This is a genomic window from Cellulomonas sp. URHD0024 (assembly GCF_000426185.1).
In the GTDB taxonomy this organism is placed as follows: domain Bacteria; phylum Actinomycetota; class Actinomycetes; order Actinomycetales; family Cellulomonadaceae; genus Cellulomonas.
Genome location: NZ_AUEW01000010.1, coordinates 21666 through 47126 on the forward strand (window position 1 = coordinate 21666; position 25461 = coordinate 47126).

Consider the following 25461-nt stretch of genomic DNA (forward strand, 5'->3'; position numbering starts at 1 on the left):
CACGCGCTGTCATGGCGACATCCTGCCACGCGCGCCGAGGGCGAACCGCTCGACGATCTCGTACAGCGGGCCGCCGCCACGCCCGGCACCGGGTTCCGACGACACGAGCACCAGCTCGCCGACCTCCCAGCGCGGACCCTCGTACACGGCGAGCGCCCGCACGATGCCCGCAGCGACCTCGACCTCGCGGTCCGGCTCCGGCCCCGGGCGCCCGCGTTCGTTCGTCGACGATCCCCGCCGCGGCGGTCGACTGCCTGGTCGCACCCGGCCGACGGTCAGGTGAGCCCGCGTCCGCGGGTGGCGGTCGGGGACGCCTCCCGCCTCGACGCAGCCCGCCGCCACGGCGCGTTGGCTCTCGACGTCACCCCCGACACCGACCCAGAGGGTGCGGTGCGAGAAGACGCCCGCGCCGCGCAGCGCCAGCTCGTACGGCTCGGTGACCGCGGAGAGCTCGGCGAGGCCCGCTGCCAGGCTGGTCACCACGCCGTCCGGCTGGTCACCGTAGAACGCGGTGGTGAGGTGCCACGTCTCGCGCGCCGACCAGCGGATGGCCTGCGAGAGACCCGACGGTGCGCCCCGCACGGCACCGAGCGCGACGTCGAGGTGGTCGAGCACGTGCTCAGGCGGCCAGACGGCCGCGAACAGCCTCACCGCTGCGCCCGCGAGCTCGCGTACAGGCAGACCGTCGCGGCGGTGGCCAGGTTGAGCGACTCGGCGCGCCCCCGGATCGGCACGCGCACGACGGCGTCGGCCAGCGCCCGGTCCTCGTCGCGAAGCCCCCACGCCTCGTTGCCGAACACCCAGGCCGTCGGGCGGCTCAGGTCGGGGACGCCGTCCTCGACCGATCCCGCGATGTCGAGCAGGTCGTCCAGGTCGAACGGTCCGACGCCGTCCGCGGCAAGCACGAGAAGGCCTGCCGAGCGCAGCGCGTCGATCGTCGTGGCGAGGTCCGCGCCCGTGACCACGGGCAGGTGGAACAGCGACCCGGCCGTCGACCGGACGACCTTCGGGTTGTGCACGTCGACACTCTCGCCCGTGAGCACGACGGCGTCCGCGCCCGCCGCATCCGCCGCACGGATCACGGTCCCCGCGTTGCCGGGGTCCCGCACGTTCGCCATGAGCGCGACGAGCCGTGGTGCGACGAGCTCGTCGATCGTGTGCGCCGTCAGGGCCGCGACCGCGACGACCTGCTGGCCGTCCGGGCTCATGGCGTCGAGCACCTCGACCGACCCCACGGACACCCGGATGCCGCGGTCCTGCGCCCCGACCACGATCTCCGGGTAGCGCTGCGCCGACTCGGCCGTGACGTAGACGTCGTGCACCTCGGCCCCGACCAGCACGGCCTCCCGGACCGCCTGCGGTCCCTCGACGACGAACCGACCGGCCCGCTGCCGCACCGACCGGCTGCTCAGCGACCGCACGGCCTTGACCCGCTCGGCCCGGGGGTTGCTCAGGGTTGGAGTGCTCACGGGGACATCATCGCGTGCCGGACCGGCGCGTCCCTCAGAACCAGTCGAGGAGGAACCGGAGCGGCGCCGTCGCTCCACGCCGAACACTCACCCAGCGAGACCGCCCCTGCTGTCGGGAGACGCGGTGGCCGACCGGTACGGAGACCAGGATCGCGCGACGAGCAGGACAGCGGCGGCGAGCAGGAGCACCTCCCTCACGGCGCCATGATTCCCGGGCCCTCACGCTCGGGGTCGAACAGCTCCGCCAGCTCCGACCAGAACGCCACCCGCACTGGGCGTCCGTTCGGGGCGAGGTCGTGCCGCAAGAACACGCGCCAGATGTAGTGCGAGAGATCGTGGCCCTCGACGGCGACGAGTGTCCGCTCCACGCTGAGCACCGGGCATTCCGGCCGCGGGTGCGCCGCCGGGAGATAGCAGTCGGCGAACAGCGGGACAAGGGCGGGAACGCGGGCGAGCTCGGCACGTGCCATCGCCGCGCGCTCTTCGAGGTCGATCGGTCGCGCGCCCCAGCGGGCCGGCCAGAAGTCGTGCTCGAGGACGTCGGCGACCACACCGTCGACGGGGGCCGTCACGCGAGCGCGCAGGTCACGGACCGAGCCCGAGCGCCAGTTGGGCCAGTGCGGACCGCGGGGCAGTCCCAAGCTGAGGAACGCGCGGTGCACCGGTGCGAAGCGAAAGCCGAACCGCTGCTCGACCCGCTCCACCTCGTCCCCGGTGAGGCCGCGGCCCGTCGGCTCGCCGCTGTGCCCGAGCATCTCGTGGGCCTCGACGGCGACGTCCCACGCACGCCGTGGGCCGACGATCGGCTCGCCGTTCGGGCGACGCGCAGAGTCCACCGGGTCAGGCAGAGACCGTGGACGACCGCACGAGACCGGAGCATAGCGGGGACGACGAAGCCCCCGGTAGGCGCCGCTCGGGTGAGCGGACCTCGGGGGCTCCGGGTACACCGACCCGCCGCCCGGCTCCGGCGTGGGAGCGCGGGGCGGTCGGGTTCAGCGAACGAGGGTCACGCAGCCTTCGGCGCGTTGACGTCCTCGGGCAGGGCAGCCTTGGCGGCGGCGACGAGCGTGTTGAACGTCGCGGCGTCGTTCACGGCGAGGTCGGCCAGCACACGGCGGTCCACCTCGATACCCGCGAGCTTCAGGCCCTGGATGAGTCGGTTGTAGGTCAGGCCCTGCTCACGCGCCGCAGCGTTGATCCGCTGGATCCACAGCTTGCGGAAGTCCTGCTTGCGGACCTTGCGGTCACGGTAGGAGTAGACGAGGGAGTGGGTGACCTGCTCCTTCGCCTTCCGGTAGAGGCGCGAACGCTGTCCGCGGTAACCGGCGGCGCGCTCGAGGGTTGTCCGGCGCTTCTTCTGGGCGTTTACTGCCCGCTTCACGCGTGCCACGTGATGCTCCTTGCTGGTCTCGGGCTCGGGATGGGCGACCGGGGCGCTGGTGCGCCCCCACGGTCACTTACCGAGCAGCTTCTTGATGCGGGGGGCGTCGGCAGGAGAGAGGACGAGGTCGCCGGCGATGCGGCGGGTGCGGCGGCTCGACTTGTGCTCGAGCAGGTGGCGACCGCCGGCCTGCTCGCGCATGACCTTGCCTGTCCCGGTGACCCGGAAGCGCTTCTTGGCACCGGAGTGCGTCTTGTTCTTCGGCATGGCTGCCGTGTCTCCTTGTCGTTACATCGCACGGGATCGTGCGACTCGTCTGGTGCGGTCCGACCGGTGGGTCAGGCCGTCCGTTCGTTCGGGTTCAGCTGGCCTCTTCCGAGGCATTCGTGCTGGTCTGTGACGGTGCCGGGGCGGCCGGTCCGGGACGCGGCGCGGGGCGCGGCGTACCGGTCGGCTTCGGCGTGGCCGACTTCGCAGCAGCCGTCGACCCCGCGGAGGCGGGAGTCGGGGTGGCAGGCTTCGAAGCGGCGGACGGGGACGGCCGCGGGGCCGACGTGGCGCTCGGACGTGCGGCGGCCGCGGGACGCGGTGCAGCAGCCGGGCGTGCAGCGGACGCGGCCGGGCGGGGTGCCGACGCAGCCGGGCGGGGCGCCGCGGCAGGCCGGGGTGCCGCTGCCGGACGAGGAGCCGTCGCGGGCCGGGCCGGCGCCGGGGCGGCCGGTGTCTCCGCGACGGCGGGCGTGACGGGCTCCACGGTCTGGACCTCCGCCGGAGCAGAGGGCTCGACTGCGGTCTCGACGACGGCCGGAGCCTCGACGACGGCCGGAGCCTCGACGACGGCCGGGGCCTCGACGGCGGCGGAAGCCTCGGCGGGAGCCTCAGCAGCTGCGGGCGCGGCCTTCTGCGCAGCAGCAGCCGCGTTCGCCTCGCGCTGCGCAGCGGCCTGAGCCGCACGACGCTGCTCCAGCTTCTGGTCGGCCTTCTTCTTCATCGGGCCGAGCACCATGATCATGTTGCGGCCGTCCTGCTTCGGCGAGCTCTCGACGAAGCCCAGCTCGCTGACGTCGTCGGCAAGCCGCTGCAGCAGGCGGATGCCCATCTCCGGGCGCGACTGCTCGCGGCCACGGAACATGATCATGACCTTGACCTTGTCCCCGGCGGTGAGGAACCGCTCGACGTGGCCCTTCTTGGTGCCGTAGTCGTGCGGGTCGATCTTCAGCCGGAAACGGATCTCCTTGAGGACCGTGTTGGTCTGGTTCCGCCGGGCCTCGCGGGCCTTCATGTCTGCTTCGTACTTGAACTTGCCGTAGTCCATGATCTTGCAGACCGGCGGACGAGCGTCAGGGGCCACCTCGACGAGGTCGAGGTCGGCGTCCTGGGCCAGGCGCAGGGCGTCCTCCACGCGGACGATCCCGACCTGCTCACCGTTGGGACCGACAAGGCGGACCTCGGCTACGCGGATCCGATCGTTGATGCGGGGCTCGCTGATGTGGTGCTCCTCAGGTTCGTGGTGTGGACCGCCAGGAACGAGGAAGGCCCCCGTCCTGGTCACAGGAGGAGGCCTCGACAGGTCCGCGACGCCAGCACAGCCGAAGCCATGCTCACTCGACCGGGAGCGGCTGGTGCCGTCCGGTGCGGACTGTGACCCGGACTCTGTCGTCGAAGCGAGTGTGACGTCGCATCGAGCTGTCGAGACCAAGGTGGGAGAGGACTCCACTTGTGCGCCTGGGTAGCCAGCGATCGACAGCCCAGGTCAGTCAGCGGTCAAGAATACCAGAGCCCGGCGCTCCGACCGAATCAGGCCGACGCGCCCACGTCGGCACGGACACCGGATGAGACGATCTGTCCATGTCACAGAGCACCGACCCCACCGCCGACGCCACCCGGGACATCGCCGACGTGGCCGCGGTCGAGGTCATCACCACGGCCGCAGTCCATCTCATGAGCGCAGCGGCCGTGAAGTGCGGGCTCGCGGAGGACGGCCCCACCGGCGCCGGTGCCGACTACCTGGACCTCGACGAGGCCCGCAAGCTCATCACGGCGCTCGCGGCGCTCGTGACCGCAGCCGCACCGGACATCGGCAACCAGCACGCCCGCTCGCTGCGGGACGGCCTGCGCTCGCTCCAGCTCGCGTTTCGCGAGGCGTCGCCGTTCCCCGACGCGCCCGGCGACGGGCCCGGCGAGAAGTTCACCGGCCCGGTCGTCTGACCGCCATCGCGCGCGTCGAGTCGCGCGTCCGTCGACGGGCCGCCCGGACGCGTAGGCCGTGCCGGACCGAGTGCCGACGAGGGTCCGCCGAGAGGGACCGCGGGAGGGGCGGCGGCTCGGTGGGACGGACCTCGACCGCTGCGGGCGGTGCGGCCGGCAGGCGCCGACGTCCCGCCCTGAGCACGACCAGGCCGGAGACCGCGATCCCGCCTCCGACGACGGCCGCGGTCAGGAACCCTGCACCGGACGCAGCGCGGTCGATGACGGCACCGCACAGCGGCGCACCGAGCGCGTTGCCGACGGTCGACATGGTGCCGCTCCAGCCCATGACCTCGCCCCGCCGGCCCTCCGGCACCAGTCGCACGAGCGTGGCGTTGATCGACGACAGCGCAGGCGCGCACGGCAGCCCCGCGACCACGACCGCGACCGCGAGCCAGACCTGACCGTGCGCGAACGCGGCAGGCGCCGTCGCGAGAGCGAGGACCGCGACGAGGACCAGCGGGGACGGTGAGCGGCGAGCGGTCCCGTGGACCAGGCCACCGATCACCGAGCCGCCCGCCCACAGCGCGATCATCCAGCCCACGTCCTGCGGACGACCGGCGTCGTTGAGGGTGGCCACGAGCGAGACGTCGGTGCCGACGAGGACGAACGCGGCGGCGACGCCAGCGAGCAGGACGACGACGAGTGCCGGGGTCAGCAGGCGGCTCGGCGCGCGGTCGTCGACGACAGGCAGGCTCACCCCGGACCTGGTCGGCGGGTCGGCCCACATGAGCAGGAGCCCCGCCAGGACGGTCAGCGATCCCACCACGGTCAGCGCCGTCTGCGTCGACGCCTGCGTGGCCAAGAGCACCCCGACGACGGGCGAGAGCATGAAGGTCAGCTCGACAGCGACCGAGTCGAGCGCGAACGCGGGGCGCTGGTGCTGGATCGGCACCAGGACCGACAGGGACTGTCGCGACACCGAGAACACCGGCACGAGGAAGAGCCCGCCGAGGAAGACCGCCGCGATCAGTGCCTCGTACGAGAGGTGCGGGGCAGTGAACCAGACCGCCGACTCGACGACGACCGACGGTGCGATCGCGCGCCGCAGGCCGAACCTGTCGACGAGCCGACCCCGCCACGGTGCGCCGAGCGCCATGCCGCCGGTCGCGGCACCGACGACGGCGCCCGCCTCCGCATAGCCCCGACCGAGGCCCGTGACCACGTGCAGCGTGAGGACGACCCCGATCATCGCGGCTGGGATCCGAGCCACGAAGGACACGACGAAGAGACGCGCGACGCCGGGAAGGCGCAGCACAGCTCCGTACGTCGTGGTGGGCATGACGACGATTGTGCGGGGTGGGCGCTGCGCGCTCGGCGTGATTTCGGGAGGACCCCGACATCCGCACGCGCCCTGTGGCCAAGCCCACACAGCCCGGCCTCCTATCCTGGGCCGATGGCGCCCGAAGAGCCTCCGCCGCGCGAGGAGCAGCCGACCTTCACGGCTGCGCAGCCCGCTGCGGCAGAACCGTGGGCACCCCGGCCGCCGGCGGTCGAGCCCGTGTGGCAGCCGGCTCCCACCGCGTCGCGACGCCCGCTGGTGGCGGTCCTGGTCCTGTCGGCGGTCCTCGTGCTCGTCCTCGTGGTCGCGGGCCTCCTTCTCGCGCGCATGGTCACGACGACGCAGGCGTGGGAGGACTCGAGCGCGGGATGGGAGCGGCTCGCCAACAAGGCCGCGACCGACCTGGCCACCACGCAGAGCGACCTGGCCGCGGCCCAGGCGTCGCTCGACACGACGACCTCGCAGCTCGCCACGGCGCAGGCGCGCATCACCGAGCTCGCCAACGAGAAGGCGCAGCTCGGTGACACGAGCGCGACGCAGCAGCAGCTGGCCGACTACCAGTCCCGGGTCTCGTCGGCGGCCGGCGAGGTGGCGACCGCGCTGACCGCCTGCATCGACAGCCAGCAGCAGCTCATCGGGTACCTCAAGGAGGCGGACCAGTACGACGCCGGGCAGCTGACCCAGTTCGGGCAGGACGTCCAGACGCTGTGCGGTCAGGCAACGGACGCGAACACCGCGCTGCAGGCCGAGCTGAAGCGATGATCCGACGACGGGTCGCGGCCGCCGTGGTGGGGATCGCGGCCCTTCTCGGTGGGTGCGGCATGCTGCCCACGCCGCCCGGCCCCGTGCCGTCCCGACTCGAACCGAGCATCGGGCCGGTTCCCGCTCCGACCTCGTCGGGAAACCTCTCCCCCGACGGCTTCGACACGGCGCAGCGGATCGCCGTGCGCATCCGCAACATCGGGTGCGGGGCGTTGTCGACCGGGTCCGGCTTCGCGATCGACGACCACACCGTCATCACCAACAAGCACGTGGTGGCGGACACGTCGACGCTCGAGGTGAGCACGTACGACGGGCGCGACCTGACGGCGACGGAGGCGGACACGGCCGGGCTGGCCGACCTCGCGATCGTCCGCACACGCGACACGCTCCCCACCGCACCCCAGCTCGCCGACGCCGACGCGCAGCTCGGCGACGCCGTGACCGTCGTCGGCTATCCCCTGGGACGGACCCTGACCGTCACGCCGGGGCACGTGGTCGCGCGACAGACGGACCCCCTGAACGCGACCCTCGGCGAGGTCCTCATGACCGATGCCCCCGTCGAGCCCGGCAGCTCCGGTTCGGCCGTGCTGGACTCCGACGGCCGCGTGGTCGGGGTGGTCTACGCGAAGGACCAGAACGGGCACAGCTTCGTGGTGCCTGTGAGCACGTTGCGGGCCATGCTGGACGACGACACGGCGTTCGCGCCGCTGACTCCCTGCACCAGCTGACCGACCCGGAGGACGACCATGGCTGCACCGCGATTCGACCCCTCGACACTGACGAACGCCGCGAACGAGTCCTTCGCGGTGCGGCGGGTGTTCGGGGACGCCTACGAGCGGGCCGGCGCCCTGGTCATCCCGGTGGCACGCGTCTGGGGCGCGACCGGGTCCGGCTCCGGCGGCGGTGAGATGGGGCTGCCGCACCATGGCGAGGAGGGTGCGGCCGAGAAGAGCGCCAGCGAGGGCCACGGCGGCGGAGGCGGGTACGCGACGCACGTCAAGGCGGTCGGCGTGTTCGTCGTGGACGACAGCGGCACGCACTGGCAGCCGACCCTCGACGTGAACCGGGTGATCCTGGGCGGTCAGCTCGTGGCAGCCGCCGTCCTCACGGTCTTCGCACTCGCCTGGGCGGTCAAGCGCCGCTGATCACGGCGCGTCCGGTCAACGCGCCGAGCGGGGCCGCAGCTCGAGCGAGTCGACCCGCGCGGCGACGAGCTCCACGGTGCCGAGCGCCTGGTTGACGGAGCCGAGCACGGCGTCCAGCCCCGCCCGGTCCAGTCCGGCCACCAGGTCCACGACGACCGCCACCTCCGCGCGCGTCCCGACGACGGCATCGACGGCGACCACCCCACGCACCGCGGACACCGCCTCGACGATCGCGACCCGGACCGCCGGGTCGACCCCGTCCGGGCCGACGGCCGGTTCCCAAGCCTGCTGCTGCGCCAGCGCCCAGACCGCCGGCCGCGGCAGGAGGACGGTCGTCGGACCGCCCGGGTCGACCACCAGCACCTCCCAGCCTTCGGTCACGGCCGACAGCGCGGCGCGCGCGACGTCGGACGGAACCGGCCGGGCGTCCGGCCGCCACGCCGTCATGGTGGCCACGGACGTGAAGACCGGCAGGGCTGTACGACCGTCGGGCGCCTGCAGCGCGACGATGCCGGCCGAGGCCTCCTTGTCGACGGTGTGCGCGTGGCCGTCGTGCACGACGACGTCCTCGACCTCGAGCTCGGCGAGCACCGGGACCAGCACGCGCGTGCCGTGCAGGGCGTCGACCACCGCCGCCACCGAACCCGTGCCCTCCTCCAGAGCCCGCAGAGCCGATGCGACACCGGCATCGGCCGTACCGTCGTCGCCGGCGAACGGCGACGACGGCGGCAGCTCACGGCCGGCCACGGTCACGGCCTGCCGGCGACGTCCAGGGCCTCAGGAAGCGTGAACGCGCCCGCGTACAGCGCCTTGCCGACGATCGAGCCCTCGACACCGAGCGGCACGAGGGTGCGCAGCACGCGGATGTCCTCGAGGCTCGAGACACCGCCGGAGGCCACGACGGGCGCGTCGGTCTTGGCGCACATCTGCTTGAGGAGCTCGACGTTCGGGCCGTTGAGCATGCCGTCCTTGGTCACGTCGGTGACCACGTAGCGCTCGCAGCCGACGTCCTCGAGGCGGGAGAGCACCTCCCAGAGGTCTCCCCCGTCCTGCGTCCAGCCGCGGGCCGCCAGCGTGGTGCCGCGCACGTCCAGGCCGACCGCGATCTTGTCGCCGTACTGCCCGATCATCCGCGCCGTCCACGACGGGTTCTCCAGCGCCGCCGTGCCGAGGTTCATCCGGGTCGCGCCCGTGGACAGTGCCCACTCGACCGACGCCTCGTCGCGGATCCCGCCGGACAGCTCGACCTTGACGCCCTTGCCGGACAGCTCGGCGGTGACCTCGGCGAGCAGTGCCGCGTTGGACCCCCGGCCGAACGCGGCGTCGAGGTCCACGAGGTGGATCCACTCCGCGCCGCCCGCGTACCAGTCGAGGGCGGCCGACAACGGGTCGCCGTAGCCGGTCTCGGTACCGGCGGCACCTTGGGTCAGCCGGACGGCCTGCCCGTCGGCGACGTCGACGGCGGGCAGCAGCTCGAGGCGGCGCTCGGTCATGGGTGGTTCTCCCTCTTCAAGGACGCGACCCAACGGGTCAGGACTGTGGCGCCCGCATCACCCGAGAGCTCGGGGCGCAGCTGCAAGGCGGTCAGGGGGCCGTTCTCGACGGCGGCGACGAACGGCTCGTCGTGCTGCGCCCACACGACGACAGGTGCGTTCAGCCGGGTGTCCGCGGGCCACGTCTCGAGCAGCGGGAACCGGAGGGCGGCGTAGGAGTGCGCGAACCGGAACGGGACGTCCTGCAGGCCGACGAAGAGCGCCGATCCCTCAGGGACGTCGACCGTCGACCAGCCGTCGTGCACGTGCGCGTCGACGGTGCCCGGCCACTCCTCGAGGCCGGAGACGCCGGGCCCCGTGAACATCGCGTGCAGCCCGACGTCGACCGCCAGGACCGCACGGCCGCCCGCGAGCCTGCGGTCGATCACCTGGTCGGCGCCGACCGCGCGCAGCTCGGCCATCAGGTCGGCCAGGTCACCCTCGCCGACGACGACCAGCCCGTCCGCGTCCAACCCGGCGCGTTTGTCCGCGGTGACGACGACCGAGGCGCCCGCACGTTCCAGCGCGGCGACGAACTCGGTGGCATCGCCCGTGCCGTGGTCGAGCACGACGACGGTGGGAGCGGGCACCCGGCAACGGTACCTGCGTCCTTCGAACGATCCTTGCCGGCGCCGGTCTGCGAGACGGGTTCACTCGTCGGCCCGAGCCGGCGCTTCGGCTCAGTCCTCCGACGTCGTGGTCGGACCGCCCTTGAGCTCGGCGCTGATCTGGTCCGCGTCGAGGATCGCGAGCGCGCTGCTGAGCGCGGCCGAGCTGAACGTGCCGTCGGACCGCGCCTGCAGCAGCGCCTCGCGCTGGGCATCGATGACGGCCAGCTGCAGCTCGAGCAGCTGGTCGGTGATGGAGCGGGGCTCGTCGGCCGCGAAGTCGGCTGCCCGGCGCAGGGACACCGACTTCATGCCGTCCAGCAGTCGCTGGTCGTAGCGCGACCCGTCGCGACGCACGAGGGTCGGGTCGTCGAGGAGCCCGACCGCCGCCTGCGACAGGGTCTGCAGCAGCTCGGCCCGTTCCGGGTCGTCGTCGGACGCCCCGGACGAGCCGACACCCAGCGTCCGCACCACCCACGGGAGCGTCCCGCCCTGCAGCAGCAGGCTGCCCGCCGCGACGACGAAGGCGATGAGGATGAGCAGCGAACGCCGCGGGGTGTCCTCGGGGAGCGTCTGGGCTGCGGCCAGCGTCACCGCACCCCGCATGCCCGCCCAGACGAGCACGGTGCCCTCCCGAGCCCCCAGCGGCTTCGCGACGAGATAGTCGATGTCGGCGAGCCCCCGAGTCACGCGCTGGGTCCACCTCGCGCGACGCCGTTCGATCCGGGGCCCCTCGGACTCGTCGTCGGCGAGGGTCTGGGTGACCTGGGCGTAGCGCGCCTTCATGCGGTCGCTCGCCGCCGCCTGCTTCGAGAGCCACCAGACCAGCGGCGACACGTAGAGGGCACGCACCGCGAGCGTCAGGGCGATCGCCGCGATCCCGAGCCCGACCGCGGGCAGAGCCGTCCCGTCGTCGTCCCGCGCCGCCGCGACGAGCTGCTGGAGCTCGTAGCCCATGACCAGGAACACCGCACCCTCGAGCAGCAGCTCGATGGTCCGCCAGTTCGACTCCTCCGCGAGCCGGTCCTGCGGGCGCAGGAACCGCGGCGCACCCTGCCCGGTCACCAGGCCGGCGACGACGGCCGCGACGAGGCCCGACGCCTGCAGCCGCTCTGCGGGCAGGAACGCGACGAACGGTGCGACGAACGAGACCGCAGTGCTCGCGGCGGCGTCGGGGAGGGCGGAACGGACGCGCAGGTTGAGCACGCCGACGACCGCCCCGATCACCGCGGCGACGACGACCGCGTAGACGAACTGCCCGAGCACGCTCCACAACGAGACCGTCACCGCGGTCGCCGCGATCGCGGACCGCAGAAGAACCAGCGCGGAGGCGTCGTTGAGCAGGCTCTCGCCCTCGAGCACCGTCACCAGCCGCGACGAGACGCCCAGCCGCTTCGTGATCGAGGTCGCGACCGCGTCCGTCGGGCTGACCACCGCACCGAGGGCGATGCCCCAGGCGACGCGGATGTCGAGCGCCCAGGCGAAGAACCACCCGAGCACGACCGCGGACAGCACGACGAGCACCACCGACAGCCCGCCGATCGCCCCGAAGTCCCGTCGGAAGTCCATGCCCGGCATCGACACCGCCGACGAGTACAGCAGCGGCGGCAGGACGCCCGCGAGGATCAGCTCGGGCTCGACGTGCAACGTCGGGGCACCCGGCACGAAGCTCGCCAGGACGCCGAGCACCACGAGCAGCAACGGACCGGCGATGCCGACCTTCGGTGCCAGCCGCGTGGCGGCGACGATGCCGATGACCGCCACGACCAGGACAGGCGCGCCCTCCATGAGGCCCCCTACTTCTTGGGCTTGCCCGCTCCCGTGATCATGCGCAGGGCCTTCCAGCGCGACAGGCCGACGGTCGACACGACGCCGTCGAGCGTGCCGACCTCCACGGAGCCCAGCAGCAGGTCCTCGAGGACGGCCGGGGCGTCGGAGAGCACCAGCCCGGGCGGCAGGTTGTCCCCCTGCTGGGCGCCGCCCACCCACCGGCTCGCCGTGATCTGTCCCTCGCGCCGCTCGAGCAGCACGATCGGCACCTGCCGCAGCAGCTGCGACACGGTCGCCGCCGACCCCCGGCTCGTCCCGGGCTCGCGGAGCACGGCGATCGCGCCCACCTCCGACAGGACGACATCGGCCTCGACCTTGGCGATCACGCACGTCGCCGCGAGCGGGGCCGCCTGCGCCACGGGAGTCAGCACGAGCGCCACCGACGGCTCCTCGGCCCCGCCCTCGAGCAGCGACGACAGGTCGTCGGGGATCTCGAAGTCGTCCGGGATCTCGTCGCTCACAGCGCACCCTTCGTCGACGGGATGCCGTCCACCCGCGGGTCCAGCTCGACCGCGAACCTGAGGGCGCGCGCGAGCGCCTTGAACTGGGCCTCCACGATGTGGTGCGGGTCCCGACCGGCGAGCACCCGGACGTGGATGCTGAATGCCGCGTGGTGCGCGATCGACTCGAGGACGTGCCGCGTCAGGGACCCGGTGAAGTGCCCGCCGATCAGGTGGAACTCCTGCCCGGGCGGCTCGCCGGTGTGCACGAGGTACGGCCGGCCGGACACGTCGACGACGGCCTGTGCCAGCGCTTCGTCCAGCGGCACGGTGGCGTCGCCGAACCGCGAGATGCCGCGCTTGTCGCCCAGAGCCTGACGCAGCGCCTGGCCGATGGTGATCGCTACGTCCTCGACCGTGTGGTGCGCGTCGATGTGCGTGTCGCCGGTCGCCTTGACGGTCAGGTCGATGAGCGAGTGCTTGCCCAGCGCCGTGAGCATGTGGTCGTAGAACGGCACGGTCGTCGAGATGTCCGTGCGACCGGTGCCGTCCAGGTCCAGCTCCACGAGCACGCTCGACTCGCTCGTCGCGCGCTCGATCCGCGCGGTCCGCGAGGACGTGTTCTTCGGGCTCGGGCTCACAGCGAGGCCACCTCCACCAGGGCGTCCTTGAACGCCTGCATCTCCTGCGGTGTGCCGACCGACACCCGCAGCCATCCGTCCGGGCCGACCTCACGGATCAGGACGCCTCGGTCGAGCAGACCCTGCCAGATCGCGTGCCGGTCGTCGAACACCCCGAAGAGCACGAAGTTCGCGTCGGAGTCGGCGACCGTCCACCCCTGCGCCCGCAGCCACACCACGAGCGCGTCGCGCTCGTCGCGGAGCGACCCGACCTGCGCCATCAGCTCGGGGGCGTGGCGCAGCGCGGCGCGCGCGGTCGCCTGGGTCACCGCGGACAGGTGGTAGGGCAGGCGCACCACGGTGAGCGCGTCGACGAACGTCGTCGAGGCGGCGAGGTAGCCGACGCGCGCACCGGCGAGCCCGAAGGCCTTGGACATGGTCCGGCTGACGGCGAGGTGCGGGTTGTCGGCGAGGAGCTCGAGCGCCGACGGCGTGCCCGCGCGCCGGAACTCGCCGTAGGCCTCGTCGACGACGACGACGCAGCCGCCCGGCACGCGGGCCGCGGCGTCCAGGACCGCCAGGACGGTGCTCGCCGGCAGCGCGGTGCCCGTGGGGTTGTTCGGGCTGGCGACAAGGACGACCGACGGCGCGTGCTGGGCGATCGCGGCGACGGCGACGTCCGGGTCGAGCCCGAAGTCCTCCTCGCGGCGGCCGGTCAGCCAGGCGGTCGACGTGTCGCGGGCGTACTCCGGGTACATCGAGTACGTCGGGGCGAACGACAGCGCCGTCCGCCCCGGCCCCCCGAACGCCTGCAGGAGGTGCAGCATGACCTCGTTGGAGCCGTTGGCGGCCCAGATCTGCTCCGGCGCCACGGCGACGCCCGACTCGACCAGCAGGTAGTCGGCCAGGTCGGCGCGCAACGCTGTGAAGTCGCGGTCCGGATAGCGGTTCAGGCCGGCGGCGGCCTCTGCCACAGCGGCCGCGATGTCCGCGACGACCTGCTCCGACGGACCGTACGGGTTCTCGTTGACGTTCAGGACGACCGGCACGTCCGGGTGCGGTGCGCCGTACGGCGCGATCCCCTCGAGCTCGGGGCGCAGCGGGAGCTGGGCGCCGAGGGCCGGCGCGGGACGGGCTTGTGCTGTCACGTGCCGAGTCTAGGGAACCGTTCGGGCACGTTCCGCAGCGGTCCAGGACGCGAGCCGTTCGAGGCCCTCGTCGAGGCTCACCACCGGCGACCAGCCGAGCGCCTCGCGCGTGCGTCGCTGGTCGAACCAGTGCGCCGTCGACAGCTGCTCCGCGGCGAACCGCGTCAGCGGCGGCTCCCCCGGCAGCGGCAACCGGGCCCAGGCGGTGTCCAGCACTCCGCCGACGCTGCGGGCGACCGCGGCAGGGACGTGCCTGCGCGGTGCGGGGACGCCGCAGGCCGCGCAGATCCCCCGCAGCAGCTCGAGGACCGGCCGCGGCTCGCCGTTGGTCACGACGTACGCGTGCCCGTAGGCCGCCTCGTCCGCCACCAGCGCTGCGACGAGCGCATCGACCGCGTTGTCGACGTAGGTCGTGTCGATGAGCGCCGCCCCGTCGCCCAGCACGGGGAGCCGCCCCTTGCGCGCGCGCTCGAGGACGCGCCCGACGAGCTGCGTGTCTCCGGGTCCCCAGACGACGTGCGGACGCACGGCGATGACGCGCAGGCCATCGGCGTCGTCGGCCGCGAGCGCGAGCAGCTCCGCGGCGGCCTTCGTCCGGGCGTAGTTCCCCCGCGCCCGGTCGGGGTCGGCCGCACCCGCACCCGCACCCGCCAGCGAGGTCCCGAGGTGGGCGACGGACGGCGACGAGACGTGCACGAACCGCGCGACACCGGCCTCACGTGCCGCGGCGAGCAGGTTCGCGGTGCCGCGGACGTTCACGTCCTCGTACTCGTCGTACGACCCGACGATCCCGGCCTTCGCCGCGAGGTGGATGACGGCCTCCCGGTCGCGGACCGCCTCGGCGACGGTTGCCGGGTCGGCCACCGAGCCACGGACGTCGGCCGCCACACCCGACGGGCCACGCTGCAGGGTGCGCACGTCGTGACCGTCAGCGACGAGCCGTGCTGCCACGGCACGCCCGAACATCCCGCTGGCGCCCGTGACCAGGACCCGCGTCACAGTCGCGCCCGCTCCCCCGCCAGCACCTTCTCTGCCCAGGCGGCGACGCGGATTCGGTCGACCTTCGAGTTGTGCCGGACGTCCGTGGGCAGCCGCGTCGCGACGAGGACAGCGGCGACGGACACCGGTTCCAGGGCCTCCCGGACGTTCGCCGCCAGCACGGCATCGGCGACCAGTGGCGCCTGCGACTCCGACTCGACGACGACCACGACCTGCTGCGTGCCGCGCGGACCGACGCCCACGACCGCCGCCGCGCGCACCCCGTGCACCGCCCGCGCCCGGAGCTCGAGGCCCACGGGGGTCACCACGCCGGCATCGGTGACGAGCACGTGCGCGAGGCGACCCTCGATCCACAGCCGACCGTCCGCATCGAGGTGCCCGACGTCCCCGGTCCGATGCCAGCCGGCGTCGCGCGCGGACGCGTCCTGCGTCAGCCAGAGGCCGTCGTAGCGCTCCTTCACGTGGGGCGCCGAGACGAGGACCTCGCCGGTGGCTCCCGGTGTGGTCGCCGGCTCGCCGGTGGCCGCACCGTCGGCAGCGAGCGCGCTGATCGCGATCCGGGCACCCGCGACGGGCCGACCGACACAGACGCCGTTGCCGGCGCCCGCTGCGCGCAACTCGTCGAGGGACACGTCCGTGACCAGCAACGACTCGGTCATCCCGTACGGGGTGTGCGCGTCGGCGGCAGGCATGAGTGCGACGGCGGCCTCCAGCAGGTCCGGCTGTACCGGTGCCCCGGCCGACAGGAACAGCCGGACGCCCCCCAACGCCGCTCGGTCGGCGTCGGCCAGGTCGTCGGCGGTACGGACGGCGTTCGCCAGGGCGGCGGGCGAGGCGAACACGACCGCCCCGTCGATCGCCCGGACGGCCTCGGCGAGCGCCGTGGCCGTGAGCGTGCCCGGCGCGGTGACGTCCATGTCCGGGCTCGCGCTCGTGGCGCCGAGCGCCGGCCCGAGGAGCACGAACGGCGCGAACGCGGCGACCAGGGGGCTGCCGGGACCGATGCCATAGGTCGCAGCGACCACGTCGCGGATCGCTCCGAGCCGCCGGTGCGTGTACGCGACGCCCTTGGCCGGTCCCGTCGAGCCGGAGGTGAACAGGATCGCCGCGTCCTCGTCGGGCGCCGGCCAGGGAAGCTCCTCCTCCCAGGACCGGCCGAGCGCGGCAACCTCGTCGAGGGACGCGGCGACGCCGAGCGCCCGTCGCACGCCGGGCCGCAGCGGCCCCGCACTGATCAGGGTGGGCGCCCAGCGCAGCCAGCGCGCCGCGACCAGCGCACGCTCGATGCCGATCACGACCTTCGGCTCGGCGGCACGCACCGCACGGGTCAGCCCCTGTACCCCGAGGCCCGCATCCGCGACGACGACGACGGCGCCCAGACGCAGGCACGCGTAGAGGATCGACGTCAGGTCGACGCCGGGTGGGACCAGCAGGGCGACCCGGTCGCCGGCCTTGACCTCGTACGCGGCCAGGCCGCGTGCCAGCTCGTCGGTCCGAGCCGCGAGGGTTCGCCAGCTCGCGCGACGCGCGCCGGCTCCCAGCTCGACGATCGCCGTCCCCTCGTCGTCGGACCGCTCGTCCAGTGCCGCGCCGAGCGGGCGGTACGGGGCGTCCGCGGGAGCCGGTGTCCGCTCCCCCGGAGAACCGCCGACGTCGCGGGCATCGAGCCAGCGCAGGACACCCCCGGCGACGTCGCGGTCCTCGACGACGAGGTGCCCCGCACCCTCGAACCGGTGCACGTCGGCGTGCGGCAGCCGTTCGCGAAGGTCGCGCAGGTACCGCGCAGTGAACACCGGGTCGCGTGGTCCCCAGAGGAGCAGGGCAGGCACGTCCAGCCGGCTCGCGCCGTCCGCGATCCGCTCCAGCTCCGGCCTGCTCGGGTGGTCGTGCGTGGCCGGGATGTCGGCGACGAACCCGCCGATCCCGCCGCGCCGGTCGGCCGAGCGGTAGGGCGCTCGGAAGCCGTCGGCAGTCAGCGGGTCCAGTCTCGGGTGCGCGATCGCGAGGGTGGTCTCGAGGAACGCCGACGTCGTCACCGTGCCGAGCGGGCGGACGGCCGGGGCCATCGCGAGTCGCAGGACCGGCGGCACGCGTTCGTCGACGGGCTGGTGCACGGCCGTGTTGGTGAGCACGACACCCGCGAGCTGGTCCGGGTGGTCGATCGCCCAGCCGAGGCTGATCAGCCCACCCCAGTCGTGCCCGACCGTGACGACCGGACCGGTGAGCCCGAGCACGTCGGTGAGTGCGCCGAGATCCCGGACCCGGTCGGCGAGCCGGTGGGTGTCGCCCGTGCGCTCGGAGAAGCCCATCTCGAGCTGGTCGACGGCGACCACACGCCAGGGCCGGTCCTCGCGGGCGCCGGCGGCCACGAGCCTGCGCCACAGGTACGACCACGTCGGGTTGCCGTGCACGCACAGCAGCGTGCCCACGGGTTCGCCGGTCAGCGTGGCGGCGTTGTCGAGAAGGTGCCAGCTGCGTGTCGTCGTGCCGGGACCGCCGGCGGGCACCTCGACGACGCGTGACCAGCGCGCGTCGATGCCACCCGCGTCGAGCAGTGCCTGGGGAGGCGAGGACGCGACCGTCGGGATGGTCCGGACCGTCACCAGACGATCTCGGCCATGGCCGTGTGCAGGCCGGACCCGACGCCCAGGCAGAGCACCCGGTCGCCGGACCGCAGAGAGTCGGCCTGCTCGGCGAGCGTCATCGGCAGGGCGGCGGGCCCGACGTTGCCCCAGCGGGGGAACGTCGTCGGCACCTTCTCCGGGTCGAGGTCGATCGCCTCGATGATCGACCGCGTGTGGATCGACGACACCTGGTGCGTGACCACGCGGTCGACACCGGACCAGTCCCAGTCCTCCTGCGCCTCGTTCCAGGCGTCGACGACCAGCTCCATCCCGCCGGCGAGCAGCCCGCCCGGGTCGGTCTTCATCCCGTCGATCCCGCCGACGCACAGCTCGTGGTGCTGAGTCGCCGACCGCGCGACCCCGCCGAGCAGCCGGTGCGCACCGGGGTGCAGCGACGCCGGGCCCAGGACCGCGGCCGCGGCGCCTGCACCCAGAGTCAACGTCGCGAACTCCTCCAGGAACTGCTCGCGCGTGCTGTCCGGACGGGCCAGGCGCTCGATCGTGGCCTCCTGCGTCGGGCGCGGGTCCTCACCGTTGACGATGACGGCGTACCGCACCTGGCCGGAGTCGATCAGCTGGGCGGCGAGCGTCATGCCGTTGACGAAGCCGAGGCACGCGTTGGTCAGGTCGAAGCCGAGCGCGCTGGACGGCAGCCCCAGACCGGAGTGGATGCGGGACGCGACCGAGGGCTCGAGGAAGGTCCGCGTCACCGACGTGTTGATCAGCAGGCCGACATCCCCGGCGTCGATCCCGGCTTCGGCGAGCGCCTTCGCACCCGCGGCGGTGGCGGCGTCGTCGAACGTCATCTTGCCGTCCCACCAGCGGCGCTCGTGCACCCCCGCAACCCTGGACAGCAGGCCCCTGGGCAGGTGGAGGCGTTTGAGCGTCGCCGCCAGGCGCTCGTCGAACGTGCTGGACGGCACGACGACCGGGGCCTCGATGCCGACGACGGCCAGGAGCGCGACGTCACGGTGGTGGAACGTCGCGTTGCCCGTCACAGGCGGTCCTCGTTTCGGCAGGGGAACAGAGTTCGTGCAGGGGCGCGCTCTGCGCGGCGTCGGGACGTCAGAATCGGGCTCGCACCGCCTCGCCGTGCGCCGGCAGCCCTTCGGCGTCCGCCAGGGCGACGATGCGGTCGGCGACCTCGGCGAGGGCGTCCGCGTCGTACTCGATCACCTGGACGGCGCGCAGGAAGGAGTGCACGCCCAGGCCACTGGTGAAGTGCGCGCAACCGCCCGTCGGCAGGACGTGGTTCGAGCCCGCCATGTAGTCGCCCAGCGAGACGGGCGAGTACGGGCCGACGAAGATCGCCCCGGCACTCGTGACGCGCTCCGCAAGGTCCGCCGCACCGACCGTCTGGATCTCGAGGTGCTCCGCGCCGTAGGCGTTCACCACCTCCAGGCCCTGCTCGAGGTCGTCGACGAGGACGATCGCGGACTGCTTGCCGCTGAGCGCCGTCGTGACGCGGCTGCGGTGCTTCGTCGCCTCCACCCGGTCGACCAGCTTGGCCTCGACCGACCCGGCGAGCTCGACGGAGGGCGTCACCAGGACGGCCGCGGCGAGCGGGTCGTGCTCGGCCTGCGACACGAGGTCGGCCGCCACGTGCGTGGCGTCCGCCGTACCGTCGGCAAGGATCGCGATCTCGGTGGGGCCCGCCTCGGCATCGATCCCTACGACGCCGCGGACCAGCCGCTTGGCAGCCGCCACGTAGACGTTGCCGGGACCGGTGATGACGTCGACCGGCTCGCAGAGGATCGCACCGTCCACGTCGTCGGACCCGTCCGAACCGTAAGCGAACATCGCGACCGCCTGCGCGCCCCCGACGGCGTAGACCTCGTCGACACCGAGCAGCGCACACGTCGCCAGCACCACCGGGTCGGGCAGGCCGCCCTCGTCCTTCTGCGGCGGGGACGCCACGGCGAGCGAGCCGACACCGGCCTCCTGCGCCGCGACCACGTTCATGACGACGGACGAGGGGTAGACCGCGAGTCCGCCGGGGACGTACAGACCGACCCGGCGTACCGGGACCCAGCGCTGGCGGACCTGCGCGCCGGGGACCAGCTCGACCGTGAAGTCGGCGGGCCGCTGTGCCGCGTGCACGAGGCGGACCCGACGGATCGTCTCGTCGAGCGCTGCCCGGACGTCCGGGTCGAGCGCGTCGACCGAAGCCGCGATGACGCCCGCGGGGACTCGAAGGTGAACCGGACGGACGCCGTCGAACCGCTCGGCCAGGTCGCGCAGCTCCGAAGCTCCGCGCTTACGCACGTCGGCGAGGATGGGGGCGACGACCTCGGTGGCGTGCTCGACGTCGACCTCGGCACGGGGAAGCTCGTCGAGGAGCTCACGGCGCGACAGGGTGCGACCGCGCAGGTCGATGCGGGTGATCACGAGCCGAGTCTATGACCGTCCCGGATCCGGGGCCTGACCACGCGCAACGGGCGAGCGTGCGCTGCGCCACACTGGTCGCCATGACCAGCGTCCCCATCTCCGACGACTCCATCCGGCTCGGCCAGTTCCTCAAGCTCGCCGACCTCGCCGACTCCGGGGCGCACGCCCGGGCGCTGCTCGAGGACGGGGCCGTCACCGTGAACGGTGAGGACGAGACGCGGCGCGGGCGCCAGCTCGTCAAGGGCGACGTGGTGGAGGTGGACCTGCCCACCGGGTACAAGGAAGCGACGGTCGGCTGAGGGTGCACGCGACCTGACGCGGCTGCCCGTCCCGGTCGACGACGGGGCGGCCGACCACCTGACCGGTGTGCACCTGCCACCCGTGTCGCCGCCGCCGACGGACGGGCACCAGGTCGACCTCGCCGCCCTGCCCGTCGCGCGCACGCGATCTACGCCTACCCGCGCACCGGCGGCCGACGGCGAGGTGCCCGACGGCTGGGACCAGATCCCCGGCGCTCGCGGGTGCACGCCGCGCCGTCGCACTGGCCCGGCACAGCGCTCAGTCCGTGACGTACAGGGGCAGGGCCACCCTGTACAGCTCCGCCCAGGCCCGGACCGGGTCGCCTGAGACGTGGTCAGCGAGCTGGCCGAGCGACGCATGCCACCCGGCGCCATAGCTGCGGGCGTTGGACTCCTCGAGGCGGTGGTGCTCCAGGACGAGGACCGCCCCGTCACCGTCCGGTCTGATCACGGCCTCCACCAGCGTCGTCGACTCGCCGGGGAACTCCCACTCGATGACCAACCGCTGCGGCGGTACGCACTCGCGGATCCGACCCGTCGCGTTCTCGGCGGCGCCAGCCACGTCCTCGCCCATCCGGAGCTCGTATCGACCACCCTCCCGCAGGTCTCCATAGACCGGTCCCAACCACCGCGCCAGCCGCCCCGGCTCGGTGACCGCGGACCACAGGTCTTCCGGTGACGTCCCGTACCGGCGCTCGAACCGCACGGTCGTGCCGTCGGCCGCCGGCAGCAGCGCGCCGCGCAGCTCAGACATCGTCGTCCCCTTCCCCGGCGGGGCGTCCTCGGACGCCACGCGCGACCTCCGTGTCGAGGGCCAGGAGCCGGCCCTCCCAGAACTGCCGGACGCTGCGCGCCCAGTGCTCGACCTCGTCGAACGGCTCCGGACGGACGGCGTACAGCCGCTGCTGCCCTCGGGGCATCGACTCGAGGATGCCGGCCTCCCTCAGCACACGCAGGTGCCGGGACGTGGCGGGCTGGCTGATGCCGAACTCGCTGCCGACCGCGGCGGCCAGATCACCGGCCGTCCGTTCACCGCCCGACAACAGCTCGACGAGCCGCCGCCGCACCGGATCCCCCAGAGCGTCCAACATGTGCACGCAGTGGATGTTTCCACTCGCAGTTATATAACGCAACCCTGAAGTATCGTCACGATGCCAGACAGCTCGGTCCGAGCAGCGCCTTCAGGTCACCGAAGAGGGACGGCGAGCGCTGGACGCGCAGACCGTGGTCGAGGCGCATGACCGTCGCCCGGCCGGGGCTCGTGAGCCGGAGGTGGACCTCCGTGACTCCGGGGTGCGTGGCGAGCACCTCGCGCAGGCGCTCGACGACGGGGGCCGTGCACCGCGCGACCGACATCGAGACGACCACCGGGGCGTCGGCGGCCTGGCTGACGTCCGGCAGCGAGACCTCCATGGCCTGGAGCTGCATCGTCTCGTCGCGACGCCGCACGCGGCCGCGGATGACGACGACCGCGTCCTCGGCCAGCGCGGTGGAGTACGCCAGGTAGGTCTCGCCGAAGAACATGATCTCGACCGAGCCCTCCATGTCCTCGATCGTGACCGCCGCCCACGGGTTGCCCTGTTTCGACATCTTGCGCTGCAACGACGTGATCAGACCGGCGACGACGACCGTCGAGCCGTCCGGGCGGGCCTCGTCGGCGAGCAGCGTGGCGATCGAGACGTCCGCTGCGGCCGCGAGCACATGCTCGAGGCCCGACAGCGGGTGGTCCGAGACGTAGAGCCCGAGCATCTCCCGCTCGAACGCGAGCCGCTGCTTCTTGTCCCAGTCCGGCAGGTCCGGCACGACGACCGCGAAACCCTGCGTGGCGTCGTCGCCGCCCATGAGGTCGGCGAAGAGGTCGAACTGACCCTCCGCCTCCTTGCGCTTGACCCCGATGACGGAGTCGACGGCCTGCTCGTGGACGAGCAGCAGGGCGCGGCGCGGGTGGCCCAGCGAGTCGAACGCCCCCGCCTTGATCAGCGACTCGATGGTCCGCTTGTTGCAGACGACGGCCGGCACCTTGTCGAGGAAGTCGGTGAACGAGGTGAACTCGCCCTTCTCCTCGCGCGACCGCACGATGGCGTCGACCACGTTGGCGCCCACGTTACGGACGGCCGTCAGGCCGAAGCGGATGTCCTTGCCGACGGCGGTGAAGTTGGCCGACGAGGAGTTGACGTCGGGCGGCAGGACCGTGATCCCCATGTGCCGCGCTTCGCCGAGGTACAGGGCCGACTTGTCCTTGTCGTCCCGCACGCTGGTGAGCAGCGCGGCCATGTACTCCGTCGAGTAGTTCGCCTTCAGGTACGCGGTCCAGTAGGAGATGACCCCGTACGCCGCCGAGTGCGCCTTGTTGAAGGCGTAGTCCGAGAACGGCAGCAGGATGTCCCACAGCGTCTGGACCGCGCCCATGGAGAATCCGCGCTCGATCATGCCGGCGGAGAAGCCCTCGAACTGCTTGTCCAGCTCGGACTTCTTCTTCTTGCCCATCGCGCGGCGCAGGATGTCGGCCTGCCCGAGGGAGTACCCGGCGACGCGCTGGGCGATCGCCATCACCTGCTCCTGGTACACGATCAGGCCGTACGTGGTGCCGAGGATCTCCGCCAGCGGCTCCTCGAGCTCCGGGTGGATCGGGGTGACCGGCTGGGCGCCCGTCTTGCGCAGCGCGTAGTTGGTGTGCGAGTTGGCACCCATCGGCCCCGGCCGGTAGAGCGCGCCGACGGCCGAGATGTCCTCGAAGTTGTCCGGGCGCATGAGCCGCAGCAGCGACCGCATGCCGCCGCCGTCGAGCTGGAACACCCCGAGGGTGTCGCCGCGACCCAGGAGCTCGTAGGTCGCCCGGTCGTCGAGCGCGAGATCCTCCAGGACCACCGGGTCCTTGCCGTTCATCACGATGTTCTCGAGCGCGTCGTCGAGGATCGTCAGGTTCCGGAGCCCGAGGAAGTCCATCTTGATCAGGCCGAGGCCCTCGGACGTCGGGTAGTCGAACTGCGTGATGACGGCGCCGTCCTGCGGGCGGCGCATGATCGGGATGATGTCGATCAGCGGGTCGCTCGACATGATCACACCGGCGGCGTGCACGCCCCACTGCCGCTTCAGCCCCTCGATGCCCTTGGCCAGCTCGACCACGCGCTGCGCCTCGGGGTCCGCGGCGTGGATCTGCCGGAACTCCTCGGCCTCGTTGTACCGCTTGTCGGCCGGGTCGAAGATGCCCGTGAGCGAGATATCCTTGCCCATGATCGCGGGCGGCATCGCCTTGGTGAGCTTCTCCCCCATGGCGTACGGCATGCCGAGCAGCCGCGCGGAGTCCTTGAGCGCCTGCTTGGCCTTGATGGTGCCGTAGGTGACGATCTGCGCGACGCGGTCCTCGCCGTACTTGTCCGTCACGTACCGGATGACCTCGCCGCGACGACGCTCGTCGAAGTCGACGTCGAAGTCGGGCATCGAGACGCGGTCCGGGTTCAGGAACCGCTCGAAGATCAGGCCGTGCTGGAGGGGGTCGAGGTCGGTGATCCGCATGGCGTACGCCGCCATGGAGCCGGCACCCGAACCACGGCCTGGTCCGACGCGGATGCCGTTGTTCTTGGCCCAGTTGATGAAGTCGGCGACCACGAGGAAGTACCCCGGGAAGCCCATGCCGGTGATGACCTCGGTCTCGAACTCGGCCTGCGTGCGCACCTCGTCGGGGATGCCGTCCGGGTAGCGCACGTGCAGGCCGGTCTCGACCTCCTTGATGAACCAGCTGGTCTCGTCCTCGCCCGGCGGGACCGGGTAGTTCGGCATGTAGTTGGCCGACGTGTTGAACGTGACCTCGCACTGCTCCGCCACGCGCAGGGTGTTGTCGCACGCCTCCGGCAGCTCGGCCCAGATGCGGCGCATCTCCTCGGCCGACTTCACGTAGAAGCCGTCACCGTCGAACTTGAACCGGTCCGGGTCCGTGAGCGTCGACCCGGAGTTGATCGCGAGCAGCGCGTCCTGGGAGCCGCGGTCCTCCTGCTTGACGTAGTGCAGGTCGTTGGTGGCGAGCAGCGGCGCACCGATCGTCTCCGCGACCCGCAGCAGGTCCTTGAGCACCCGGGTCTCGATGTCGATCCCGTGGTCCATCAGCTCGACGTAGAAGTACTCCTTGCCGAAGATGTCCTGCAGCTCCCCGGCCACGCGTACGGCCTCGTCCCACTGGCCCAGGCGCAGCCGGGTCTGGATCTCCCCGGACGGGCACCCGCTGGTGGCGATCAGTCCGCTGCCGTACCGCTGCAGCAGGTCACGGTCCATGCGGGGCCACTTGCCCATCTGCCCCTCGAGCGAGGCCAGCGAGCTGGCGCGCATGAGGTTGTGCAGACCCTCGTTGTTCCGGGCCAGCAACGTCATGTGGGTGTAGGAACCGCGCGCCGAGACGTCGTCCGCCTCCTGGCCCTGCTGACCGAACCGCACCCTCGTCTGGTCGAACCGGCTGGTGCCCGGGGTGACGTAGGCCTCGACCCCGATGATCGGCTTGATCCCGGCCGCCGTCGCCTTGGACCAGAAGTCGAAGGCGCCGAAGAGATAGCCGTGGTCCGTCGTCGCGATGGCCGTCTGGCCGAGCCGCTCGACCTCCGCGAACAGGTCGCCCAGCCGCGCCGCTCCGTCGAGCATCGAGTACTCGGTGTGCACGTGGAGGTGGACGAAGTCGGAGCCTCCAGCAGATGCCATG

The 25461-nt window shown here is 72.6% G+C and carries 26 protein-coding genes; 5 read left to right on the forward strand and 21 right to left on the reverse strand.

All coding sequences use genetic code 11. The features are described 5' to 3' along the window. Positions 1-9: 9 nt before the first annotated feature. From thpR to infC, 6 genes are all read right to left on the reverse strand, one after another. Positions 10-651 (reverse strand): RNA 2',3'-cyclic phosphodiesterase, encoded by a 642-nt coding sequence (gene thpR, locus I847_RS0111485; RefSeq protein ID WP_028049799.1) that lies wholly within the window; start codon positions 649-651, stop codon positions 10-12. Then, the gene (locus I847_RS0111490) at positions 648-1469 is read right to left on the reverse strand and encodes an RNA methyltransferase (RefSeq protein WP_231384193.1); all 822 of its coding nucleotides are present in this window, start codon (positions 1467-1469) and stop codon (positions 648-650) included. The genes thpR and I847_RS0111490 overlap by 4 nt, the downstream gene beginning before the upstream one ends. A gap of 194 nt (positions 1470-1663) precedes the next feature. After that, a complete protein-coding gene (locus I847_RS23375; protein WP_051274825.1) occupies positions 1664-2305 on the reverse strand; it encodes a hypothetical protein in 642 nt (213 codons plus the stop codon). Between the two features lie 170 nt (positions 2306-2475). Next, positions 2476-2859 (reverse strand): 50S ribosomal protein L20, encoded by a 384-nt coding sequence (rplT, locus tag I847_RS0111505; RefSeq protein ID WP_028049801.1) that lies wholly within the window; start codon positions 2857-2859, stop codon positions 2476-2478. Between the two features lie 63 nt (positions 2860-2922). Beyond that, a complete protein-coding gene (gene rpmI, locus I847_RS0111510) occupies positions 2923-3117 on the reverse strand; it encodes a 50S ribosomal protein L35 (RefSeq protein WP_028049802.1) in 195 nt (64 codons plus the stop codon). Between the two features lie 94 nt (positions 3118-3211). Next, complete coding sequence (infC, locus tag I847_RS25690; protein ID WP_231384194.1) at positions 3212-4402, reverse strand: translation initiation factor IF-3; 1191 nt, start codon at positions 4400-4402, stop codon at positions 3212-3214. A gap of 296 nt (positions 4403-4698) precedes the next feature. Here infC and I847_RS0111520 point away from each other — a divergent pair, with 296 nt between their 5' ends. Then, a complete protein-coding gene (locus tag I847_RS0111520; protein ID WP_028049803.1) occupies positions 4699-5058 on the forward strand; it encodes a DUF1844 domain-containing protein in 360 nt (119 codons plus the stop codon). On the opposite strand, the gene I847_RS23385 is transcribed toward I847_RS0111520, so the two are convergent. After that, positions 5039-6379, reverse strand: a complete 1341-nt coding sequence (locus I847_RS23385) for an MFS transporter (protein ID WP_081680817.1) — start codon at positions 6377-6379, stop codon at positions 5039-5041. The genes I847_RS0111520 and I847_RS23385 overlap by 20 nt on opposite strands. A 114-nt stretch (positions 6380-6493) precedes the next feature. Between I847_RS23385 and I847_RS26765 the strand changes: the two genes are divergently transcribed. From I847_RS26765 to I847_RS23395, 3 genes are read left to right on the forward strand one after another with little or no spacing between them, the layout of a single operon-like run. Then, positions 6494-7141, forward strand: coding sequence for a hypothetical protein (locus I847_RS26765; RefSeq protein WP_231384195.1), 648 nt, complete (start codon positions 6494-6496; stop codon positions 7139-7141). After that, positions 7138-7869 (forward strand): S1C family serine protease, encoded by a 732-nt coding sequence (locus I847_RS23390; RefSeq protein ID WP_034610065.1) that lies wholly within the window; start codon positions 7138-7140, stop codon positions 7867-7869. The genes I847_RS26765 and I847_RS23390 overlap by 4 nt, the downstream gene beginning before the upstream one ends. 18 nt (positions 7870-7887) lie before the next feature. Continuing rightward, on the forward strand, positions 7888-8286 hold the full coding sequence (locus tag I847_RS23395) for a hypothetical protein (RefSeq protein ID WP_051274827.1): 399 nt from the start codon (positions 7888-7890) through the stop codon (positions 8284-8286). Positions 8287-8301: 15 nt separating this feature from the next. Here I847_RS23395 and I847_RS0111545 read toward each other — a convergent pair whose 3' ends face one another. The 11 genes from I847_RS0111545 to hisD form a co-directional block, all read right to left on the reverse strand. After that, positions 8302-9039 (reverse strand): SseB family protein, encoded by a 738-nt coding sequence (locus tag I847_RS0111545; RefSeq protein WP_369751724.1) that lies wholly within the window; start codon positions 9037-9039, stop codon positions 8302-8304. After that, positions 9036-9779, reverse strand: a complete 744-nt coding sequence (gene priA / locus I847_RS0111550) for a bifunctional 1-(5-phosphoribosyl)-5-((5-phosphoribosylamino)methylideneamino)imidazole-4-carboxamide isomerase/phosphoribosylanthranilate isomerase PriA (protein WP_028049806.1) — start codon at positions 9777-9779, stop codon at positions 9036-9038. Before priA ends, I847_RS0111545 begins: the two co-directional genes overlap by 4 nt. Beyond that, positions 9776-10408: a hypothetical protein gene (locus tag I847_RS0111555; protein ID WP_028049807.1), complete on the reverse strand. Its 633-nt coding sequence runs from the start codon at positions 10406-10408 to the stop codon at positions 9776-9778. The genes priA and I847_RS0111555 overlap by 4 nt, the downstream gene beginning before the upstream one ends. A gap of 90 nt (positions 10409-10498) precedes the next feature. Continuing rightward, positions 10499-12214 (reverse strand): sodium:proton antiporter, encoded by a 1716-nt coding sequence (locus I847_RS0111560; RefSeq protein WP_028049808.1) that lies wholly within the window; start codon positions 12212-12214, stop codon positions 10499-10501. 8 nt (positions 12215-12222) lie between these two features. After that, positions 12223-12717: a hypothetical protein gene (locus I847_RS0111565; RefSeq protein WP_028049809.1), complete on the reverse strand. Its 495-nt coding sequence runs from the start codon at positions 12715-12717 to the stop codon at positions 12223-12225. Beyond that, positions 12714-13337 (reverse strand): imidazoleglycerol-phosphate dehydratase HisB, encoded by a 624-nt coding sequence (gene hisB / locus I847_RS0111570; RefSeq protein ID WP_028049810.1) that lies wholly within the window; start codon positions 13335-13337, stop codon positions 12714-12716. The genes I847_RS0111565 and hisB overlap by 4 nt, the downstream gene beginning before the upstream one ends. Continuing rightward, on the reverse strand, positions 13334-14464 hold the full coding sequence (locus tag I847_RS0111575) for a histidinol-phosphate transaminase (RefSeq protein ID WP_028049811.1): 1131 nt from the start codon (positions 14462-14464) through the stop codon (positions 13334-13336). Before I847_RS0111575 ends, hisB begins: the two co-directional genes overlap by 4 nt. A gap of 9 nt (positions 14465-14473) precedes the next feature. Further along, positions 14474-15463, reverse strand: coding sequence for an NAD(P)-dependent oxidoreductase (locus I847_RS0111580; protein WP_028049812.1), 990 nt, complete (start codon positions 15461-15463; stop codon positions 14474-14476). Continuing rightward, positions 15460-18066: an alpha/beta fold hydrolase gene (locus tag I847_RS0111585; RefSeq protein ID WP_369751725.1), complete on the reverse strand. Its 2607-nt coding sequence runs from the start codon at positions 18064-18066 to the stop codon at positions 15460-15462. The genes I847_RS0111580 and I847_RS0111585 overlap by 4 nt, the downstream gene beginning before the upstream one ends. Continuing rightward, positions 18063-19085 (reverse strand): 3-oxoacyl-ACP synthase III, encoded by a 1023-nt coding sequence (locus I847_RS0111590; protein ID WP_028049814.1) that lies wholly within the window; start codon positions 19083-19085, stop codon positions 18063-18065. Before I847_RS0111590 ends, I847_RS0111585 begins: the two co-directional genes overlap by 4 nt. Positions 19086-19152: 67 nt before the next feature. Further along, entirely contained in the window at positions 19153-20475 is a 1323-nt protein-coding gene (gene hisD, locus I847_RS0111595) for a histidinol dehydrogenase (RefSeq protein WP_028049815.1), read from the reverse strand. An 80-nt stretch (positions 20476-20555) separates the two neighbouring features. Here hisD and I847_RS0111600 point away from each other — a divergent pair, with 80 nt between their 5' ends. Beyond that, the gene (locus I847_RS0111600; protein ID WP_028049816.1) at positions 20556-20774 is read left to right on the forward strand and encodes an RNA-binding S4 domain-containing protein; all 219 of its coding nucleotides are present in this window, start codon (positions 20556-20558) and stop codon (positions 20772-20774) included. Positions 20775-21033: 259 nt separating this feature from the next. Here the strand turns inward: I847_RS0111600 and I847_RS0111605 are convergent, their stop codons facing one another. From I847_RS0111605 to dnaE, 3 genes are read right to left on the reverse strand one after another with little or no spacing between them, the layout of a single operon-like run. Beyond that, on the reverse strand, positions 21034-21528 hold the full coding sequence (locus tag I847_RS0111605; protein ID WP_028049817.1) for an SRPBCC family protein: 495 nt from the start codon (positions 21526-21528) through the stop codon (positions 21034-21036). After that, on the reverse strand, positions 21521-21865 hold the full coding sequence (locus tag I847_RS0111610) for a helix-turn-helix transcriptional regulator (RefSeq protein ID WP_231384196.1): 345 nt from the start codon (positions 21863-21865) through the stop codon (positions 21521-21523). The genes I847_RS0111605 and I847_RS0111610 overlap by 8 nt, the downstream gene beginning before the upstream one ends. A 55-nt stretch (positions 21866-21920) precedes the next feature. Continuing rightward, a complete protein-coding gene (dnaE, locus tag I847_RS0111615; protein WP_028049819.1) occupies positions 21921-25460 on the reverse strand; it encodes a DNA polymerase III subunit alpha in 3540 nt (1179 codons plus the stop codon). Position 25461 lies beyond the last annotated feature (1 nt).